The 12,786-nt window shown below is 67.5% G+C and carries 15 protein-coding genes; 7 read left to right on the top strand and 8 right to left on the bottom strand.

The features are described from left to right. Positions 1 to 8: 8 nt before the first annotated feature. The 4 genes from minE to ACE3OK_RS03410 form a co-directional block, all read right to left on the bottom strand. On the bottom strand, positions 9 to 272 hold the full coding sequence (gene minE, locus ACE3OK_RS03395) for a cell division topological specificity factor MinE (protein ID WP_374248130.1): 264 nt from the start codon (positions 270 to 272) through the stop codon (positions 9 to 11). A gap of 3 nt (positions 273 to 275) precedes the next feature. Further along, positions 276 to 1,088, bottom strand: a complete 813-nt coding sequence (minD, locus tag ACE3OK_RS03400; RefSeq protein ID WP_374248131.1) for a septum site-determining protein MinD — start codon at positions 1,086 to 1,088, stop codon at positions 276 to 278. A gap of 112 nt (positions 1,089 to 1,200) precedes the next feature. Next, positions 1,201 to 1,944 carry a septum site-determining protein MinC gene (minC, locus tag ACE3OK_RS03405; RefSeq protein ID WP_374248132.1) on the bottom strand — a complete coding sequence of 248 codons (744 nt, stop codon included), beginning with the start codon at positions 1,942 to 1,944 and terminating at the stop codon, positions 1,201 to 1,203. Beyond that, a complete protein-coding gene (locus ACE3OK_RS03410) occupies positions 1,941 to 2,552 on the bottom strand; it encodes a GNAT family N-acetyltransferase (protein ID WP_374248133.1) in 612 nt (203 codons plus the stop codon). Before ACE3OK_RS03410 ends, minC begins: the two co-directional genes overlap by 4 nt. Positions 2,553 to 2,684: 132 nt before the next feature. On the opposite strand from ACE3OK_RS03410, the gene ACE3OK_RS03415 reads away from it, so the two are divergent. From ACE3OK_RS03415 to ACE3OK_RS03435, 5 genes are all read left to right on the top strand, one after another. Beyond that, a complete protein-coding gene (locus ACE3OK_RS03415) occupies positions 2,685 to 3,887 on the top strand; it encodes a sensor histidine kinase (protein ID WP_374248134.1) in 1,203 nt (400 codons plus the stop codon). Continuing rightward, positions 3,884 to 4,525 (top strand): response regulator, encoded by a 642-nt coding sequence (locus ACE3OK_RS03420; RefSeq protein ID WP_374248135.1) that lies wholly within the window; start codon positions 3,884 to 3,886, stop codon positions 4,523 to 4,525. The genes ACE3OK_RS03415 and ACE3OK_RS03420 overlap by 4 nt, the downstream gene beginning before the upstream one ends. 132 nt (positions 4,526 to 4,657) lie before the next feature. Next, a complete protein-coding gene (locus tag ACE3OK_RS03425) occupies positions 4,658 to 5,725 on the top strand; it encodes a polyketide cyclase (protein ID WP_374248136.1) in 1,068 nt (355 codons plus the stop codon). 88 nt (positions 5,726 to 5,813) lie between these two features. Further along, positions 5,814 to 6,188, top strand: coding sequence for a DUF423 domain-containing protein (locus tag ACE3OK_RS03430; RefSeq protein ID WP_374248137.1), 375 nt, complete (start codon positions 5,814 to 5,816; stop codon positions 6,186 to 6,188). 13 nt (positions 6,189 to 6,201) lie between these two features. Beyond that, a complete protein-coding gene (locus tag ACE3OK_RS03435; RefSeq protein ID WP_374248138.1) occupies positions 6,202 to 6,864 on the top strand; it encodes a DNA-3-methyladenine glycosylase in 663 nt (220 codons plus the stop codon). A 15-nt stretch (positions 6,865 to 6,879) separates the two neighbouring features. Here ACE3OK_RS03435 and ACE3OK_RS03440 read toward each other — a convergent pair whose 3' ends face one another. After that, positions 6,880 to 7,266, bottom strand: a complete 387-nt coding sequence (locus tag ACE3OK_RS03440; protein ID WP_374248139.1) for a DUF488 domain-containing protein — start codon at positions 7,264 to 7,266, stop codon at positions 6,880 to 6,882. A 198-nt stretch (positions 7,267 to 7,464) separates the two neighbouring features. Between ACE3OK_RS03440 and ACE3OK_RS03445 the strand changes: the two genes are divergently transcribed. Continuing rightward, positions 7,465 to 8,484 (top strand): TraB/GumN family protein, encoded by a 1,020-nt coding sequence (locus tag ACE3OK_RS03445; protein ID WP_374248140.1) that lies wholly within the window; start codon positions 7,465 to 7,467, stop codon positions 8,482 to 8,484. A 38-nt stretch (positions 8,485 to 8,522) separates the two neighbouring features. Here the strand turns inward: ACE3OK_RS03445 and dxs are convergent, their stop codons facing one another. Further along, entirely contained in the window at positions 8,523 to 10,430 is a 1,908-nt protein-coding gene (gene dxs, locus ACE3OK_RS03450) for a 1-deoxy-D-xylulose-5-phosphate synthase (protein WP_374248141.1), read from the bottom strand. 84 nt (positions 10,431 to 10,514) lie between these two features. Here dxs and ACE3OK_RS03455 point away from each other — a divergent pair, with 84 nt between their 5' ends. Beyond that, positions 10,515 to 11,684 (top strand): GGDEF domain-containing protein, encoded by a 1,170-nt coding sequence (locus tag ACE3OK_RS03455; RefSeq protein WP_374248142.1) that lies wholly within the window; start codon positions 10,515 to 10,517, stop codon positions 11,682 to 11,684. A 48-nt stretch (positions 11,685 to 11,732) separates the two neighbouring features. Here the strand turns inward: ACE3OK_RS03455 and ACE3OK_RS03460 are convergent, their stop codons facing one another. Both ACE3OK_RS03460 and ACE3OK_RS03465 read right to left on the bottom strand, forming a co-directional pair. Further along, complete coding sequence (locus tag ACE3OK_RS03460; RefSeq protein ID WP_374248143.1) at positions 11,733 to 11,972, bottom strand: hypothetical protein; 240 nt, start codon at positions 11,970 to 11,972, stop codon at positions 11,733 to 11,735. Positions 11,973 to 12,078: 106 nt separating this feature from the next. Beyond that, entirely contained in the window at positions 12,079 to 12,759 is a 681-nt protein-coding gene (locus ACE3OK_RS03465) for a DUF502 domain-containing protein (protein ID WP_374248144.1), read from the bottom strand. Positions 12,760 to 12,786: the final 27 nt, after the last annotated feature.

Genomic DNA, 12,786 nt, shown 5'->3' on the forward strand with positions numbered 1-12,786 from the left:
CGTGCCGCTCAGGCCGGCGTGGCCCCGCGTTCCGGCAGCGATACCGAAATGTCCAGCACGTCGTGCTCGCCGTCCTTGACCACGTCCACCTTGACCGCGTCGGTATCCACGTTCACGTACTTGCGGATCACTTCCAGGATCTCGCGGCGCATCAGCGGCAGGTAGTCCGGCGCGCCGGCCGAGCTGCGTTCCTGCGCGATGATGATCTGCAGGCGGTTCTTGGCGGTTTGCGCGGTGTTCTTCTTGGGCTTGAGGAAGTCGAAAATGGCCATGCCTCAACCCCCGAACAACTTGCTGAAGAAGCCTTTCTTTTCCACCGTGGTGAAGCGCAGCGGGCGCTCCTCGCCCAGCAGTCGCGCCACCGCATCGTCGTAGGCCTGGCCGGCGATGGATTCGGCGTCCATGATCACCGGCTCGCCCTTGTTGGAAGCGTTCAGCACGTCGCCCGATTCGGGGATGACACCTATTGTCTTCAGGCCCAGCACGTCCTCGACGTCCTTGATCGACAGCATTTCCCCCTGTTCCACCCGCGCGGGGCTGTAGCGGGTCAGCAGCAGGTGCGCGGTGACTTCGCCGTCGCTGCGTTCGGCGCGGTGGGTCTTGGAGGCCAGCAGCCCCAGCACGCGGTCGGAGTCGCGCACGCTGGAGACTTCCGGGTTGACCACCACCACCGCCCGGTCGGCGAAATACATGGCGAGGAACGCACCCTTCTCGATCCCGGCCGGGCTGTCGCAGATGATGAAGTCGAAGCCGTCGGCAGCCAGGTCCTTCAGTACCTTCTCCACGCCGTCACGCGACAGCGCATCCTTGTCGCGGGTCTGGCTGGCGGCCAGCACGAACAGGTTGTCGAAGCGCTTGTCCTTGATCAACGCCTGCTTGAGCGTGGCTTCGCCGTGGATCACGTTGACGAAGTCGTACACCACGCGGCGCTCGCAGCCCATGATGAGGTCGAGGTTGCGCAGGCCGACGTCGAAGTCGATGACCGCCACTTTCTTGCCGTGGCGGGCAAGGCCGGTTGCCAGGCTGGCGCTGGTCGTGGTCTTGCCCACACCGCCCTTGCCCGAGGTGACTACGATGATTTCGGCCAAGTTGGCTTCCTCCGTCCTGAAGTTGTCTGTTATAGAGCCGGGTTTGCCCGGCCGTGACCGTGGTTGCGGCAGCGGGGCAGGCCCCGCACCGGGGGCGTGGATGGATTGTGCTTCAATCCAGCGCCGCCAGCTTGAGTTGCCCGTGTTCCAGCCACACTTGCACGGGTTTGCCGTGCAGCGCTGCCGGGATGTCTTCCAGTACCTTGTATTGCCCGGCCACTGCGACCAGTTCGGCGTGGAACTCGCGGCAGAAGATGCGGGCGGATTCGTTGCCCTGCGCGCCGGCCAGCGCGCGGCCCCGCAAGGCACCATAGATGTGGATGCTGCCATCGGCCAGCACTTCGGCGCCAGCACCCACCGTGGCCAGCACGGTGAGATCGCGCTGTTCGGCATAAACCTGCTGGCCGGAACGCACCGGGGCGGTCTGGATCAGCCCGGGCGCGACGGCCGTCACGGGGGGCGGCGGGGTTGGTGCAGGCGCGGATGCGGGTGCCGGAGCCGGCGTGGTGTCGCTGCGTTCGTACTGGGCACGGAACTTGGCCAGCAGCGGCAGGCCGAGCTGCTGCGACAGTGCGTCGATCTCCTTGGTGCCGTAGGCCAGCGCCACCGGCAGCACCCCGGCCTCGCGCAGGCCCGTCACCAGCGCGTGGGCCTCGTCCACGCCGGGAGCCTGCAGCAGGCCGCCGAAATCCAGTACCACCGCGGCGCGGGCGAACAAGTTGGGTGCGCGCTGCACGCGCTCGCGCATTTCCGCGACAAGTTGCGCCACGTCCAGCGTGCGCACGCGCAGGTTGGCGATGCCCACCTGGCCGAATTTCAGTTCCCCGGCCTGGGCGTAATCCACCTGCGCGCTCATGCGCGTGTCTCGGTCGCGTGCGGCGCGGCGAGGTGGCGCGGCCGCTGCAGCCAGGGCACGTCGGGCAGGGCGTCGCCGTAGGTCTCGCGCACCCACGGGTAGCTGCACAGGGTTTTCATCAGCATGGCCGCGCGCACGTCGTGGCCGGGGCCTTCGGCGCCCTGCATCACGTTCTGGCCGATTTCGCGAAAGCCGAAGCTGCCATGGAAGAGCAGGGCATGGTCGGCGCCGTGCTCGAGAAAGACTTCACAGGCCAGTTGCGGATAGCGCAGCTCGGCATAGCTTTGCACGTCGGCATACAGCGCGCGGCCGACGCCGCCGCCGCGCCGGCGACTGGCCACCGCCACGCGGTCGATGTAGAAGAAATCCGGGTGGCGCTGGCGGAACCAGGCGAAATTGCTGCTGTCGTGCCGCTGGTGGGCACCGAAGCCGATCAGGAAGCCGGCGATGGCACCGTCGCGCTCGGCCACCCGGAAATACTCCGCGTTGTCGTACAGCTGGCGCAGCTTGGCCGCGTCCAGCGGGAGGATCGCGGGGCCAGCCGTGTTGTTGAGGGCCAGGACGGAATCCAGCTCGTGCTCACGCACGTCGCGGATGGCGATCATCATTCCTTGCAACTCCGAATCTGCAGCAGACGGCGCGCGGTTGCACGCCAAGCGGGGATTATCGCATGCGCCGCCGGGATGCGACCATGACCTTCGGTGCAAGCCGGGAGGGCCCCGGAAACGGTATAAGGCGGCATGTTCGCCCAACTTTCCCATACCCGTTTGCTGCGCTACGCCGGCCTGTTCACCTGGGCGGTGGTGGGCTTGCCGCTGCTGTATTCCTGGCTGGGGCCGCGCCTGTCCGGTGCCGGCGAGGAGGCGCTGGCGCTGCGTTCGATGCCGTGGCAGGGCTGGCTGGCCTATCTGGCGTTCGGTGCCGGGTATGCGTGGCTGACCCGCAACCTGGGCGGGCGCGGGCGGCACCTGGCCGATTACCCCTTGCTGGTGGTGCTGACCCTGGCGGCGCTGGGGGTGAGTTATTTCAACCGATCCGGCCTGGGCAGCGTGTTGTTGATGGTGGGTGCCTGCGTGCTGCCCTGGCGCCTGCCCCTGTCGCTGGGGGTGGCCTGGTTGCTGGCCGGGCAGCTGGCGGTGGCTCCGGTGTTCATCCGCTGGCTGGGATTCCCGCCGCTGGAAGCCCTGATGCAGTCGATGCTGTACGCGGGGTTTTCGGGCTTCGTCTTCATCGTCAGCCTCGTTGCCATGCAGCAGGCGCAGGCGCGGGAGGAGCAGCGCCGGCTCAACGCCGAGTTGCGTGCCACCCGCGCCTTGCTGGCCGACAGTGCGCGGGTCAACGAGCGCACCCGCATCTCGCGCGAGTTGCACGACCTGCTGGGCCACCACCTGACCGCGCTCAGCCTGAACCTGGAGGTGGCCGGGCACCTGTCGGAAGGGCGCGTCAAGGAGCATGTGCAACAGGCGCACACGCTGGCCCGGCTGTTGCTGACCGACGTGCGCGAGGCGGTCAGCCAGCTGCGCGAGGGCGGTGCCATCGACCTCGGCGCTGCGCTGCGGCCGCTGGCCGAGAACGTGCCCAAGCTCGACATCCACGTGGACATCGAAACCCCGCTCACCGTGGACGACCCCGAGCGCGCGCACGTGCTGCTGCGCTGCGCGCAGGAAGCCATCACCAACGCGGTGCGCCATGCCGATGCCGGCAACCTGTGGCTGCAGGCCCGGCGCGAGGGCAGCAACGTGGTCCTGCAGGTGCGCGATGATGGGCGCGGCTGCGAGCAACTGGACCCCGGCAATGGCCTGCGTGGCCTCGGCGAGCGCCTGCGCGAGCATGGCGGCAAACTGGACATCGCCAGCCGCCGTGGCCAGGGCTTCAAGATCACCATCACCTTGCCGGTGGCGCCCAATGCCGCCACCCGTCTGCCTGAAGGAGTTGCAGCATGATTCGTGTCTTCCTGGTCGACGACCAGACCCTGGTGCGCCAGGGCATTCGCTCGTTGCTGGCACTGGCCGAGGGCGTGGACGTGGTGGCCGAGGCCTTCGACGGCCGCCAGGCCGTGGAGCTGATTCCGCAGGTCAAGCCCGACGTGGTGTTGATGGACATGCGCATGCCGGTGATGTCGGGGTTGGAGGCGTTGCAGGCGATGGGCCGCGCCGGCACGCTGCCGCCCACCATCATCCTGACCACCTTCGACGATGATGCGTTGGTGCTGGCGGGGATCAAGGCCGGCGCCAAGGGCTACCTGCTGAAGGATGTCTCGCTGGAGCAACTGGTGGATGCCATCCAGGCGGTGGCGGCCGGTGGCTCGCTGGTGCAGCCGGCGGTCACCCAGCGCCTGCTGTCGGGGCTGGAGCACATGCGCAACGAGTTCGTCAGCCTCGAGCGGCCGGACCCGCTCACCGACCGCGAAACCGAAATCCTGCGTTTGATGGCCTCGGGTTTTTCCAACAAGGAAATCGCCAATTCGCTGGGCGTGGCCGAAGGGACGATCAAGAACCACGTTTCCAACATCCTGTCGAAGCTGGGCGTACGCGACCGTACGCGGGCGGTGCTGAAGGCGTTCGAGTTGCAATTGGTGTGATCGGCCTGCGGAACGGTGCGGGGTGTCGCGGTTTGCGTTGGCGCAGCCTCTCGCATGCGGCCGCCTTGATTTGCTAGGATGGCGGGTCTGTGCGGCCCCTGGCCGCCTGCGGCCTTCCCCGGAGATTCCCGAATGACTCGTTTGCTCGAGATCCTGATTTCCCTCGTGATCGTTTTCGTCCTGTACCTCGTGGTGGGGCTGGTGCTGCCGTCCTCGCGCCATCTGGCCGAAAAGGTCGAGACCAATCGCAAGTTGACCATCGTGTTCGACAGCTTGAACAGCTTCCGCCGCTTCAAGGACTGGAATCCGCTGGTGCTGCGTGATCCCGCCATGCAGCTGACCCTGTCCGGCCCGGCCGAAGGCGTGGGTGCCAAGCTCGATTTCAACTCCAAGGAAGAGCGCCTGGGCCAGGGCTCCTACGAGATCGTCGAGAGCGTGCCGCGCGAGAAGATCGCCATCAACATCAGCAACATCGAGCGTGGCGAGAACAAGCGCACCGCGTTCATGTTCAAGCTCACCGGCCGCAACAACCGCAACGTCGAGATCACCCAGACCTACGACGTGGATTACGGCTGGAATCTGCTGGGCCGCTACGCCGGCCTGTACGTGGGCCGCCACGTCGGTGACGACATGAAGTTGGGGCTGGCGCGCCTGACCACCATGCTGGCGTCGGTCCCGAACGTGGACTACGCGGCCAACGGCATGAAGATGACCACCCCGAAGGTGGTGGAGCGCCCGGCCGAGGCCATCCTGTATGTCAGTGCCGGTGCCGTGGACCGCGGCAACGCGCAAATCCAGGCTTCGATCACCGCCAACAGCGAATGGATCAAGCGCACCATGGATGCCAATGGCCTGGAGGCCGTGGGCCCGGTGCGCATCATCACCACCGACATGGGGCGCGAGACCTATACCTTCGACGTGGCCCAGGTGGTGCGTCGCAAGGATGGCGGCGACGTTGGCAAGGTGGCGATCCCGGCCGGTGCCCCGGTGCTGTTCGTGCAGAACCCGCCGATGAAGGTGGCGATGGCGTCCTATACCGGCTACATGGCCGAGCTGGAAGGCGTGCGCAATGCCCTGCATGCATGGGCGGCCACCCACGGCTACGATGCCAAGGATCGTGCTTACGAAGACTACAAGTCCGGCGTGGCGGGCTCGTTCACCGAGAATGGCCAGTTCGATGTCTATTGGCCGGTGAAGTAAGCCGCATCCGCACCCGGAGCCACCACAAACGCCGCGTCCTTGACGCGGCGTTTGCATTTGCAGCCACGGGTGTTGGCAGAATGCACGGATGCACACCTCCAATCCCCCCGGTTTCGTCCTCCAGCGCCGCTACCTGGCCGCACTTGGCAGCCTGCTGGCCGGCCTGTCGGTGGCACTTGCCGCCTATGCCATGCATGCGGCCGCGCCAGGCCTGCAGCCGCGCCTGGTGCAGGCGGCGGTATTCGCCTTTGCCCACGGGCTGGCATTGACCGCGCTGGCACCGCTGGCGCAGCGGCCCACCTGCCTGCTGGCACTGGCGATGCTGCTGGTGGGGGCGTTCCTGTTCAGCGGCAGCCTGCTGGCGGCGGCCTTGCTGGGGCTGACCCCCGTGCTGGCTCCCTTCGGTGGCGGCCTGCTGATCACCGGCTGGCTGCTGCATGCCTACGACCGGTTGCGTGGCTGAGGCGGGGCGGGCCGTGGCGCGTGGATTCGATGTGGAGGAGGCGTTTGCGCACCTGTGCAAGCGTGACCGCAAGCTGGGCGCGTGGCTGCGACGGCTGGGCCCGATCGAGGCCAACCCGCAGTGGCGCAAACCTTTCGACCCGGTGGATGCGCTGGCCCGCGCCATCCTCTACCAACAGCTCAGCGGCAAGGCGGCGGCGACGATTGTCGGCCGCGTCGAAACCGCCATCGGCAGCGATCGCTTCCATTGCGACACGCTGGCGCGCATCGACGACGCCACGCTGCGTGGCTGCGGCGTCTCGGGCAACAAGACGTTGGCCTTGCGGGATCTGGCGCGGCGCGAGGAGGCCGGTGAAATCCCCAGCCTGCGGAGGATGGCGACGATGAGCGACGACGCCATCGTCGCGGCGCTGGTGCCGGTGCGCGGCATCGGTCGCTGGACGGTGGAGATGATGCTGATGTTCCGCCTCGGCCGCCCCGACGTGCTGCCGATCGACGACCTCGGCATCCGCAAGGGCGCGCAGGCGGTGGACAAACTGGATGCGATGCCGGCACCGAAAGCGCTCGCCGCGCGCGGTGAACGCTGGGGGCCGTATCGCAGTTACGCCAGCTTTTACCTGTGGCGGATCGCCGATGCGGCCGCGGGTGCGAAGCCCGTCAAGCGCTCGCAGGGCTGACCACGGACGACCCGCTCAGACGATGGCCGCGCCGGCCTCGCGGAGCAATTCGCGCAGTGCGTGGCGATGGCAATGCGCCTCGTTTTCGCAATAGCAGCCCACGGAAAAATCCACGGCGTGCGACATCGCCGCCAGCAATGCGATGGCGTGCTGGGCATCGGGTCGCTTCATCTCGGCACGGTAGTGCCTGAAGAAGCCAGCCCAGTCCTTGTCGGTGACGGCGGCATGGGCGATGTCCATCGCCTCCTGCGTGGGGGCCACCGTGGGCAGCCAGACATCGTAGAAGTCGCGCTTGGCGAATTCCGACTTCGGCACCCCGCGTGGCGGCCGGCGCACGGTGCCCACGCGCAGCGCCTCGCCGTTGGCGCGTGGGGTTCCCAGACGGACGACGCGAATGGCCATGTGGCCTCCTGCTGTTTCATCAAGCCGATACGGGCAGCATCCACGCGCGGTGGTGCCGCTGCAAGCCGGGTGGCCGGTACCGCATGATTCCGCCACTGCCGTGATGGCGAGTTGAAATTCCGTTATTCAGCGGCGATGCGGATTTCCCGCGCGGCTTGCGGGCACACTGCGCCCTTCCATTGCACAAGGACAGGCTGGATGCGCGCAACCGTATTGACCATGGCCCTGCTGGCCTCCCTGGGCGCACTGCCGCTGCACGCGCAGCAAGCCGGCGCGACGCAGGCACTCCCCGCAGACGGCATTCGCACCGAGGCCACCGTGGTGGTGGAAGGCGAACAACCCGGCCCGGGGCTGTGGATCGTGCGCAAGGGCGGCCATGACCTCTACGTGCTCGGCATGCTCAGCCCGCTGCCGACCAAGATGCAGTGGCGCGCGCAGCAGGTGCAGCAGGTGCTGGCCGGCGCACAGGAAGTGATCCGCGCGCCATGGGTTTCGCTGGACGTGAAGGCCGGGTTCTTCAGCCAGTTGCTGTTGCTGCCGCAAATGCTGGGCGCGCGCAACAATCCCGATGGCAAGCACTTGCAGGACGTGGTTTCACCGGCATCGTATGCGCGCTGGCAGGCATTGAAGCTGCGTTACCCCGGCGTGGGCGGCGGTGCGGAGAAGATGCGCCCGCTGTTCGCCGCGCAGGAAATGTACGGCGAGGCGATGAAGCGGGCCGGCCTGAACGGCCAGAACATCGTGACGCCGGTGATCGATGCCGCGATCAAGGCGCATTCGTTGCGGGTCACCGAGGTGAAGGAAACGATCGTCGTCACCGACCCCAAGCCCTTGCTGCGGGAGTGGAAAAAAACCACGCTGGACGATCTGGCCTGCTTCGACAACACCATGACGCGGCTGGAAACCGACATCGATGCCATGCGCGCCCGCGCCAATGCCTGGGCCAGCGGCGACGTGGCCGCGCTGCGCAGCCTGCCGCCGGCCTACCAATGGGAAGCGTGCAACAGCGCCTTCACCGAAGCCGGCATCGGCAAGCGGCTGGGCTTCGGCGACGCCCGGCAAAAGGTGCGTGCCAAGTGGCTGGAAGCCGCGGAAGCCGCGCTGGAGCGCAACTCGGTCAGCTTCGCCATGCTCTCGCTCAACGACATGCTGGGCACCAACGGCTATCTGGCCGCGCTGCAAGCCAAGGGCTACACCGTCATCGGGCCCGATGAGTAAGTACGGGTGAGCAGGGGAGTGCGACTCCCTTGCTTGGGTCAGGAAGCCGCTTGCGTGCGCGGGCCTTGCAGCAGGTGCGGCCACCGTTTCAGTACCGCCGCGCGGATGCCGGCCACGTCCAGCCCGGCCTCGGCCAGCAGGTCTTCGCGGCTGGCGTGGTGCTGGAAGGCATCGGGCAGGCCGAGGTGCAGGATCGGCAGCACGATGCCTTCGGCGGCCAGCAGTTCGGCCACGCCGCTGCCGGCACCCCCCGCCACCACGTTGTCTTCCAGCGTCACCAACCCGTCATGGGTCCTGGCCAGCTCCAGCAGCAGTGCGCGGTCCAGCGGCTTGATGAAGCGCATGTTGACCACGGTGAGGCCCAGTGCCTCACCGACCTGTTCGGCAGCCGGCACCAGCGCGCCAAACGCCAGCAGCGCGACCCCTGCACCCTTGCGGCGCAGCTGCGCCTTGCCGATGGGCAAGGTGTCCAGGCTGGCCTGCACCGGCACGCCGGGGCCGCTGCCGCGCGGATAGCGCACGGCGGCCGGGCCCGGGTGGTGGAAGCCGGTGCTGAGCAATTGCCGGCATTCGTTCTCGTCGGCCGGTGCCATCACCAGCATGTTCGGCACGCAGCGCAGGTAGCTGAGATCCAGGTTGCCGGCATGCGTGGCACCGTCCGGGCCGACCACGCCACCGCGGTCGATCGCGAACAGCACGTCGAGCTTCTGGGTGGCGACGTCGTGCACCAGTTGGTCGTAGCCGCGCTGCAGGAAGGTGGAATAGATGGCGACGACGGGCTTGGCGCCTTCGCAGGCCATGCCGGCGGCCAGCGTCACCGCGTGCTGTTCGGCGATGGCGACATCGAAATAGCGTTGCGGGTATTCCTGGCTGAAACGCACCAGCCCCGAGCCTTCGCGCATCGCCGGGGTGATGCCCAGCAGCTTGGGGTCGCTGGCGGCCATGTCGCACAGCCAGTCGCCGAACACGTCGGTATAGGTGGGCTTCTTCGCACCGCCCGGCTTCGACACCACGCCCTTCTCGGGGTCGAACGGGCCCACCGCGTGGTAGCCGATCTGGTCGTCTTCGGCCAGTTCGTAGCCCTTGCCCTTGGTGGTGATGACGTGCAGCAGCTGCGGGCCTTTCAGGGCCTTGAGCGTTTGCAGCACGTCCAGCAGCGCGTCGGTGTCGTGGCCGTCGATCGGGCCGGTGTAGTGGAAACCCATCTGCTCGAACAGGGTGGACGGCACGAACATGCCCTTCCAGTGTTCTTCCCAGCGCTTGACGAAGCGCGCCGGCGGGCTGTGCTTGTCGCCCAGCAGTTTCTTGCCGCCTTCGCGCAGGTGGTTGAGCGCGCGGTTGCCGGTCATCCGCCCCAGCAGCTTGGTCAGCCCGCCCACTGCTTCGCTGATCGACATGCGGTTGTCGTTGAGGATCACCAGCAGGTTGGGCTCTTCGTCCATGCCGCCGGCGTGTTCCAGCGCTTCCCAGGCCATGCCGGCGGTCATCGCGCCATCGCCGATCACTGCCACCACCTTGCGGTCGATGCCGGCGCGGGCATTGGCAATCGCCATGCCCAGCGCGGCCGAGATCGAGGTGGACGAGTGGCCGACGCCGAAGGTGTCGTACGCGCTTTCCTCGCGCTTCGGGAACGGGGCCACGCCGCCTTTCTGCTTGACCGTGTGGATGCGGTCGCGGCGGCCGGTGAGGATCTTGTGCGGATAGCTCTGGTGGCCGACGTCCCAGACGATGCGGTCTTCCGGGGTGTCGTACAGGTAGTGCAGCACGCAGGTCAGCTCCACCACGCCCAGCCCGGCACCGAAATGCCCGCCGGACTTGCCCACCGACTCGATCAGGTAGGCGCGCAGCTCGTCGGCCACGGTGCGAAGTTCGCTGGCAGGGAAGCGGCGCAGGTCGGCGGGGCTGTCGATCCTTGACAGATGGGGGTAGCGGGATGTATCGATCATCCGCCCATTGTCGCGCCGGCGGGCGGCGCGGGCAATGCTTGAAGGGTTGCGCGTCGCCCATGCTGCGGGTCGGGGAGGGGGTGTATGGATGCACTGGCCAACGAGGTCTATCAGGCCCTGTTGATGGATCTGCTGCTGGCAGCGGGGTTGCTGGTGCTGTTCCTGTACCTGGCGCGGCTGTCGCGCGAGGTGCGCGGGGTGGCGCTGTGGGGCTGGATGCACTTTTGCTACACGCTGGGTACCACGCTGCTGGATGCGGTGGCGCCGATGTTGGCCGCAGCGGGCCATCCTGCCGCAGCCGATGTGCTGCGGCATGCCGGCGTGCTGGTGGCCAGCCTGGCGATGACGGGGCTGGCGTGGGCGATGGTGCTGTTTGTCCGGCAACGCCCTTTGCGGCCATGGGAACTGGGCCTGATGCCTTTGTCGGCGGCATTGGTGCTGGCAACCTGGCTGGGATGGGACACGCGTGGCGCGCAGACGATGGCGCTCACGGTGGTGGAATTGGGTGCGTTCACCCTCATCGGCTGGCATCTGCGGGCACTGAACCAAGCCCCGGCGCGGGTGCCGGCACGGCTGATGCTGGCCGGGTGTGCGGTGCTGGGCGTGCTCTATGGCAGTGTCATTCCGGGCTGGACGCAGGGCTTGTTCGGGTTCGATGACGTCTGGGTCAGCGTGGACGTCTCGTCCTGGTTCATGCTCAATTTCTGCATGCTGATGCTGGCCAGCTTCCGGGCCGCCGAAGGCTTGCGGCGCAGCGCGATGACCGACCCCCTCACTGGCGCATTGAATCGACGCGGGTTCGAGGATGCGTTGCAGGCGGATATCGCACGGGAGGGAGCGACGGCCTGCGCCGCCATCAGCCTGGACATCGACCATTTCAAGGTGATCAACGACACCCATGGCCATGCCGCAGGCGATGACGTGCTGGCGCGGCTGGCCGATGCCGTGCGTGCCCAGTTGCGGGCCGGGGACCTGTTCGAGCGTGCCGGCGGCGATGAGTTCGTCATCCTGCTGCACGGTGTGGACCAGGGCGTGGCGCTGGGCATCGCCGAGCGCGTGCGTGCCGCAGTGAAGGCGCAGGCGATGCATGGCCAGGCCCTGCCGGGGGATGTCACCCTCAGCATCGGCGTGCATGCCGAACCGGGGTTGTCGGTGGAAAACCTGGTGCGGCGTGCCGACGCGGCGCTGTACCGGGCCAAACACACCGGGCGTGACCAGGTGGTGTGCCTGGGGTGGGACGTGGTGGGTGCCTGAAACGCCAAGGCCTGCAGTGCGCGGGCCTTGGCCGGGGATGCGTGGGGATCAGCCGCAACTGCCGCAGCAGGTGCTGCCTTCCGGGTGCTCCGGGGCCAGCGAAGCCGGGAAACCGGCGGCGCGCAGGGCATCGCCGATATCGGCTTCCTTCAGCGTGCCGCTTTCCACCAGCAGGCGGCCGCGGCCGATGTTGGCGGTGATCTTGGCCTGCGGGTCCAGCGCATGGACCGCAAACGCGATGGAACGGGCGGTGGTTTCGTCGACAAGGCCAAGGACATCGAACAACATGGGGAAGCTCCGGATGAAAAAGGGGGAGGGGAGTGCTGTGGCGGCATGATCGGCCAGCGACGGCGGCACCGCCTTGACCGATGTCAGGCCGCAGGAAGAACGGCGGTCAGTCGCGGGCTGGCGCGGGTGTCGGTGGCGAGAACGGGATCGAGTCCGGTGCCACCGCGCCGCCACTGATGATGAAGCTCATCGCCTGGTCCACCGTCCAGTCGGTGGGGGTGATCTTCTCCATCGGCACGATTTCCAGGTAGCCGGAGGTCGGGTTGGGGGTGGTGGGGACATACACCGCCGCCAGTTCGCGCCCGCTGCCTTGCTCGCGCATCACCCGGGTGACGAAGCCCAGGGTCTTCATTTCGTTGTGCGGGAAGTCGATCAGGACCACCCGCTGGGTGCCATCCGGCTTGGTTTGCAGGATGTCCAGCAGCTTGCGCGCGCTGCCGTAGATGGTGCTGGCCAGCGGAATGCGGGCGATCAGGGCTTCGAACCAGCCCAGCAGGCGTTGGCCCACCACCCGCCGTGTCAGCCAGCCGGCCAGCAGGATGGCCCCCACCGTGGCCACCAGCGCGATGGCGTTGCGCACCCAGGGCTCCACCAGCCAGCCGAACGTGAGCGGGTTGCCGGCGGCCACGCTTTGCAGCCCCGGCTCCACCAGCGGCCGGCTGAGGTCGCCCAGCAGCAGGAAGACGAACTTCACCACCACCCAGGTCAGCCACAGTGGCAACAGGGTGAGCAGGCCGGTCAGGAACAGGCGCTGCAGGCGCAGGCCAAGCGAGGGGGAAGGGGGCATGCGTACAGTCTAGTGGATGCCGCCGCA

The organism is Thermomonas sp. (genome assembly GCF_041905325.1).
Classification (GTDB): domain Bacteria; phylum Pseudomonadota; class Gammaproteobacteria; order Xanthomonadales; family Xanthomonadaceae; genus Thermomonas.

Excerpts from the sequence above, each read along its gene's own strand:
- ACE3OK_RS03455 (WP_374248142.1), top strand. The coding sequence starts at position 10,515 with ATGGATGCACTGGCCAACGAGGTCTATCAGGCCCTGTTGATGGATCTG.
- ACE3OK_RS03420 (WP_374248135.1), top strand. The coding sequence starts at position 3,884 with ATGATTCGTGTCTTCCTGGTCGACGACCAGACCCTGGTGCGCCAGGGC.
- dxs (WP_374248141.1), bottom strand. The coding sequence starts at position 10,430 with ATGATCGATACATCCCGCTACCCCCATCTGTCAAGGATCGACAGCCCC.
- minE (WP_374248130.1), bottom strand. The coding sequence starts at position 272 with ATGGCCATTTTCGACTTCCTCAAGCCCAAGAAGAACACCGCGCAAACC.
- ACE3OK_RS03425 (WP_374248136.1), top strand. The coding sequence starts at position 4,658 with ATGACTCGTTTGCTCGAGATCCTGATTTCCCTCGTGATCGTTTTCGTC.
- ACE3OK_RS03430 (WP_374248137.1), top strand. The coding sequence starts at position 5,814 with ATGCACACCTCCAATCCCCCCGGTTTCGTCCTCCAGCGCCGCTACCTG.
- minC (WP_374248132.1), bottom strand. The coding sequence starts at position 1,944 with ATGAGCGCGCAGGTGGATTACGCCCAGGCCGGGGAACTGAAATTCGGC.
- ACE3OK_RS03460 (WP_374248143.1), bottom strand. The coding sequence starts at position 11,972 with ATGTTGTTCGATGTCCTTGGCCTTGTCGACGAAACCACCGCCCGTTCC.
- ACE3OK_RS03440 (WP_374248139.1), bottom strand. The coding sequence starts at position 7,266 with ATGGCCATTCGCGTCGTCCGTCTGGGAACCCCACGCGCCAACGGCGAG.
- ACE3OK_RS03465 (WP_374248144.1), bottom strand. The coding sequence starts at position 12,759 with ATGCCCCCTTCCCCCTCGCTTGGCCTGCGCCTGCAGCGCCTGTTCCTG.
- ACE3OK_RS03410 (WP_374248133.1), bottom strand. The coding sequence starts at position 2,552 with ATGATGATCGCCATCCGCGACGTGCGTGAGCACGAGCTGGATTCCGTC.
- ACE3OK_RS03415 (WP_374248134.1), top strand. The coding sequence starts at position 2,685 with ATGTTCGCCCAACTTTCCCATACCCGTTTGCTGCGCTACGCCGGCCTG.
- ACE3OK_RS03445 (WP_374248140.1), top strand. The coding sequence starts at position 7,465 with ATGCGCGCAACCGTATTGACCATGGCCCTGCTGGCCTCCCTGGGCGCA.